The sequence below is a fragment of the Natronospira sp. genome, assembly GCF_007134575.1.
Taxonomy (GTDB): Bacteria; Pseudomonadota; Gammaproteobacteria; order Natronospirales; family Natronospiraceae; genus Natronospira; species Natronospira elongata.
The window spans coordinates 1-3,955 of the sequence record NZ_SLKM01000039.1 but is presented as its reverse complement, the minus strand read 5'-3'; the positions used below and the strand labels follow the sequence as shown (position 1 = coordinate 3,955).

Genomic DNA, 3,955 nt, shown 5'->3' with positions numbered 1-3,955 from the left:
GGATCAGAAGCCTCAGGATCAGAAGCCTCAGGATCAGAAGCCTCAGGATCAGAAGCCTCAGGATCAGAAGCCTCAGGATCAGAAGCCTCAGGATCAGAAGCCTCAGGATCAGAAGCCTCAGAATCAGCAGCCCCAGGATCAGAAGCCCCAGGATCAGAAGCCCCAGGATCAGAAGCCTCAGGATCAGAAGCCTCAGGAGCAGAAGCCCCAGGAGCAGAAGCCCCAGGAGCAGAAGCCCCAGGAGCAGAAGCCCCAGGAGCAGAAGCCTCAGGCACAAGAGAAATCACAGGGACCCAAGCCGAGTCGGGAAGCTGACAAGGAAGCCCCCGCCCCCCAGAGCGGACGGCCTGACAGCCATGGTGACGCGCCTGCGCCCAAGCCCCAAGCCAAGGCCGAAGCGAAACCCGGGCGAGATGCCGCTCACGACAAGAAGACTGGCGCCGACGAAGAGCCCGGTCGACTGAGTGCCAAGCGGGCGGCCCGGCTGGAAGAAACCCGTCAGGTGTACGAGGAAAAACAGGAAAAGCAGACCCGTCCGCCGGCAATGGAGAGCCCCAGGCCTTCCCGTCCGGGTGAGCCCCATCCGGCCATCGCCAGCACGGCCAGCGAACGCCAGGCGGATCGACGTGGCGGCGATCAGGACAAGGACAGGGCAAAAACGGAATCGTCCCGGGAGGGTGGCGAGTCTGACAAGGACTGACGCCAGACCGATAACGGCCAGACCGATAATGGTATGATCGATTGAAAAAGGGGAGTGCCTTGCACTCCCCTTTTCTTTTGGCCGCTTAGGCTAGCCGCTTGCCTTCGTCCGGCCTGGTTTCCCGGCCATGACCGAGCGACCGGACTCAGGGCCGCAGCAACTCCTCCAGCAAGCCCTCGCAGGCCTCTTCCACCAGATCCAGTACCTGCTCAAAGCCGCGCTCACCCCCGTAATAGGGATCGGGCACTTCCCTGTGCGGGGACTCCGAGGCATATTCCAGCAGCAGCCTTACTTCGGCCCGGGCCCCGGCGGGACGCATCTCACCGACGTTGTGAAGATTCGACTCATCGGCACAGAGAATCAGGTCGAATTGCTGAAAGTCAGCCGGCTCAAGCTGTCGCGCACGGATTCCGGCGAGGCTGATGCCCCGGCGCATGGCGGCCTCTGCAGCGCGCGGGTCGGGGCCCTTGCCCACGTGATAGCCATGGGTGCCGGCGGAATCGAACTCCACCCTCCCCGCTTCGATGCCCCGCTGCTCCAGCAGATGCCGGAAGATGCCTTCCGCAGTGGGGGAACGGCAGATATTGCCCAGACAAACAAATAGCACGCGCTTACTCATGATAGGCCGTCTCCTGACTTCTGCGACTCAGACTTGCCAATACCCACAACAGGATTCAACATGATAACGGTTCACGAGGGAAATCACGCCATGAGCGATGAACAGCCGCTGCCGTCCATTGATCGCCTGGAAGCCCTGATCGGCCGACAGGTCCATTACCTGGGCCATGACTGGCAGGTGATCGAAATCCTGGAAGAAGAGCTGGCCATCGTGCTTCAGGCCACCGACAACAGCGAACGGATTCTTGCCAATGCCCACGGTGAGCCGGTGCGAGCGCTACCGGATGTGATCACCCTGCCGGTCGCCGACCCCGATGGCGGCGGGCTCAACCCTGCCCTGCGTGAGATGCAGGTCTCCGAGCAGTAGAGATCAGCCCCTAGAACCCGCCCAGCAAGGCCTCTACCCTTGCCACATCGTCGGGCACGTCCACGCCCGGCCCCGGCATTTCGCCGGCCTGCCTCACCTGAATACGCAAGCCGACCCACAAGGCCCGCAACTGCTCGAGCTGTTCAATCTCTTCCAGCTCGCAGGGTGGCTCCGCCGCCAGGCGATCCAGGACCCCCGCACGATAAGAATACAGTCCGATATGCCGATAAACCGCCCGCGGCGCCTCGGTGGAGTCCGGGTCCCGCGTAGCCGGGTTGTCACGGTCCCAGGGAATGGGAGCGCGGCTGAAATAAAGTGCCGAACCGCTGCGGGCCACGACCACCTTGACCACATTGGGGTCCATCAGCTCGGCACTGCTCTCGATGGGCCAGCACAGTGTTCCGATATCGGCCGAGGCTTCGTTGAGCAATTGATCCGCCACATCCCTGATGGCAGTCACCGGCATCAGGGGCTCGTCGCCCTGAAGGTTGACCACTACATCCTCATCAGCCCAACCCAGTTGTCCAACCACTTCCCCGACCCGGTCAGTCCCGGAACGGGCCTCCGGCGAGGTCATGCAGACCCGGGCACCGAATTGTTCGCAGTGAGTACGGATACTGTGATCGTCAGTCGCAATGATGACCTGTTCGGCGCCGGCATCGCAGGCCCGTTGCCAGACATGACGGATCATGGGTTCCCCGGCGATCCGGGTCAGGGGTTTGCCGGGAAAACGGCTGGAACCATAACGGGCCGGAATCACCACCTTGAAACTCATTTGAGATTATCCCTTTCCTCTGTGGAGATCTCTCGGGCCTCCTCTTCCAGCATGACGGGAATCCCGTCCCGGACCGGAAAGGCCAGACGATCCGCCTTGCAAATCAACTCATCCGAGGACCGTTGATAGATCAACTTACCCTTGCACACCGGGCACACCAACAGTTCCAGAGTCTTGCGATCCACGCCCATGCGTTTTTCCTCTTCAGTCCCGATCCTGCCACCGGCGGCAGAGTGCCACCAACTCATCCAGCATGGCCCCGGCATCGTCCAGCTCGGCCTCCACCGGGACCCGCCACCAATGAGCGGCGGCACGTTCGCCAAGCTTGACCGCATCCTTGTCCGTCATCAACACCGTGGTGCCATCATCCTGCTCGGCTTGCCAGCGGGCATGATCACCCGGTGCTTCCTCGATCAGCTCGATATTGTATCCCGCCAGCGTATCAAAAAAGCGCTGTGGCGCTCCCATACCCGCCACCGCCCGCACCGGGCCGGGAGCAAAGTCAGACAGGGGGCGGCGACGACCATCCATCAGGTTTACCGCGCTGTCAGTTCGCAATTGCATGAGCAAACCGCTTTCCGCTTCCGGCCGCTGGCCATTCCAGACCCGCCAGTGAACCTGATCCAGGCGCTCCAGGGGTTCGCGCAGGGGCCCGGCTGGTATCAGGCGGCCATTGCCGAAGCCCCTTTTGCCGTCAATCACCGCGATCTCGCGGTCGCGGGCCAACGGGTAATGTTGCAGCCCATCATCACTGACAATCAGATCCAGGCTGAAATGGGAAAGCAGGAGGCGACAGGCCTGGGGGCGGTCAGCGCCCACCGCTACCGGGCAGCCGGTCAGGCGCTGAAGCAGGAGGGGCTCGTCACCCACACGACGCCAGTCACTATTCGCTTCCACCAGCAGACAGTCACGACTGCGACGGCCATAGCCACGGCTGACGACACCCACCTGCAGTCCACGCCGCTTGAGTGCAGCGGCGAGCCAGGCGACAAAGGGAGTCTTGCCGGTACCACCGGCCGTGAGGTTGCCCACCACCACGACCGGCACCGGCGCCCGCCAGGCCGTGGCTGCCCGCCGGCGATTGAGCCGCACCAGGCCGGCCTGCAGCCGGGCCAGACCCCGCAGCACGATGCCGGGCTGCTGCTCACCGTACCAGCGCCCTTGCAGCCAGGATTCCAGTCGGCGGCGCAGGCTCATGGCTCGCCCTTACTCGGAAAACTGCAGGCGATGCAGACTGGCGTAATGGCCACCACGATCAAGCAACTCCTGGTGGGTACCCGACTCCACGATACGGCCATGATCCAGCACCAGAATGCGATCGGCATTCTCGATCGTGGACAGGCGATGGGCGATGACAAAGGTAGTGCGGTCCTCCATCAGGCGATCCAGGGCTTTCTGGATATGGCGCTCCGACTCGGTATCCAGTGCCGAGGTAGCCTCGTCCAGAATCAGCAGGGGCGCATCCTTGAGCAGGGCCCGGGCAATGGCGATCCGC

Annotated in this window: 5 protein-coding genes and 2 pseudogenes; 2 read left to right on the top strand and 5 right to left on the bottom strand. The window is 62.8% G+C overall.

All coding sequences use genetic code 11. The annotated features are described in order from the left end of the window. A pseudogene (locus tag ACJWXQ_RS01525) lies at nt 1-700 on the top strand (hypothetical protein); the annotation flags it as partial. Between the two features lie 145 nt (nt 701-845). Here the strand turns inward: ACJWXQ_RS01525 and ACJWXQ_RS01520 are convergent. Then, complete coding sequence (locus ACJWXQ_RS01520) at nt 846-1,319, bottom strand: low molecular weight protein-tyrosine-phosphatase (protein ID WP_406672006.1); 474 nt, start codon at nt 1,317-1,319, stop codon at nt 846-848. Between the two features lie 90 nt (nt 1,320-1,409). On the opposite strand from ACJWXQ_RS01520, the gene ACJWXQ_RS01515 reads away from it, so the two are divergent. Further along, complete coding sequence (locus tag ACJWXQ_RS01515; RefSeq protein WP_406672005.1) at nt 1,410-1,685, top strand: hypothetical protein; 276 nt, start codon at nt 1,410-1,412, stop codon at nt 1,683-1,685. A gap of 10 nt (nt 1,686-1,695) precedes the next feature. Here the strand turns inward: ACJWXQ_RS01515 and kdsB are convergent, their stop codons facing one another. From kdsB to ACJWXQ_RS01495, 4 genes and pseudogenes are all read right to left on the bottom strand, one after another. Next, nucleotides 1,696-2,460 (bottom strand): 3-deoxy-manno-octulosonate cytidylyltransferase, encoded by a 765-nt coding sequence (gene kdsB, locus ACJWXQ_RS01510; protein ID WP_346052981.1) that lies wholly within the window; start codon nt 2,458-2,460, stop codon nt 1,696-1,698. Next, a complete protein-coding gene (locus tag ACJWXQ_RS01505) occupies nt 2,457-2,645 on the bottom strand; it encodes a Trm112 family protein (protein WP_346052983.1) in 189 nt (62 codons plus the stop codon). Before ACJWXQ_RS01505 ends, kdsB begins: the two co-directional genes overlap by 4 nt. A 19-nt stretch (nt 2,646-2,664) precedes the next feature. Then, nucleotides 2,665-3,657, bottom strand: coding sequence for a tetraacyldisaccharide 4'-kinase (gene lpxK, locus ACJWXQ_RS01500; protein WP_406672004.1), 993 nt, complete (start codon nt 3,655-3,657; stop codon nt 2,665-2,667). Between the two features lie 9 nt (nt 3,658-3,666). After that, nucleotides 3,667-3,955: pseudogene (locus ACJWXQ_RS01495) on the bottom strand (lipid ABC transporter permease/ATP-binding protein); the annotation flags it as partial.

Bases quoted from the DNA above. Each gene is read 5' to 3' on its own strand.
- ACJWXQ_RS01520 (WP_406672006.1), bottom strand. From the start codon at position 1,319: ATGAGTAAGCGCGTGCTATTTGTTTGTCTGGGCAATATCTGCCGTTCC.
- ACJWXQ_RS01515 (WP_406672005.1), top strand. From the start codon at position 1,410: ATGAGCGATGAACAGCCGCTGCCGTCCATTGATCGCCTGGAAGCCCTG.
- kdsB (WP_346052981.1), bottom strand. From the start codon at position 2,460: ATGAGTTTCAAGGTGGTGATTCCGGCCCGTTATGGTTCCAGCCGTTTT.
- lpxK (WP_406672004.1), bottom strand. From the start codon at position 3,657: ATGAGCCTGCGCCGCCGACTGGAATCCTGGCTGCAAGGGCGCTGGTAC.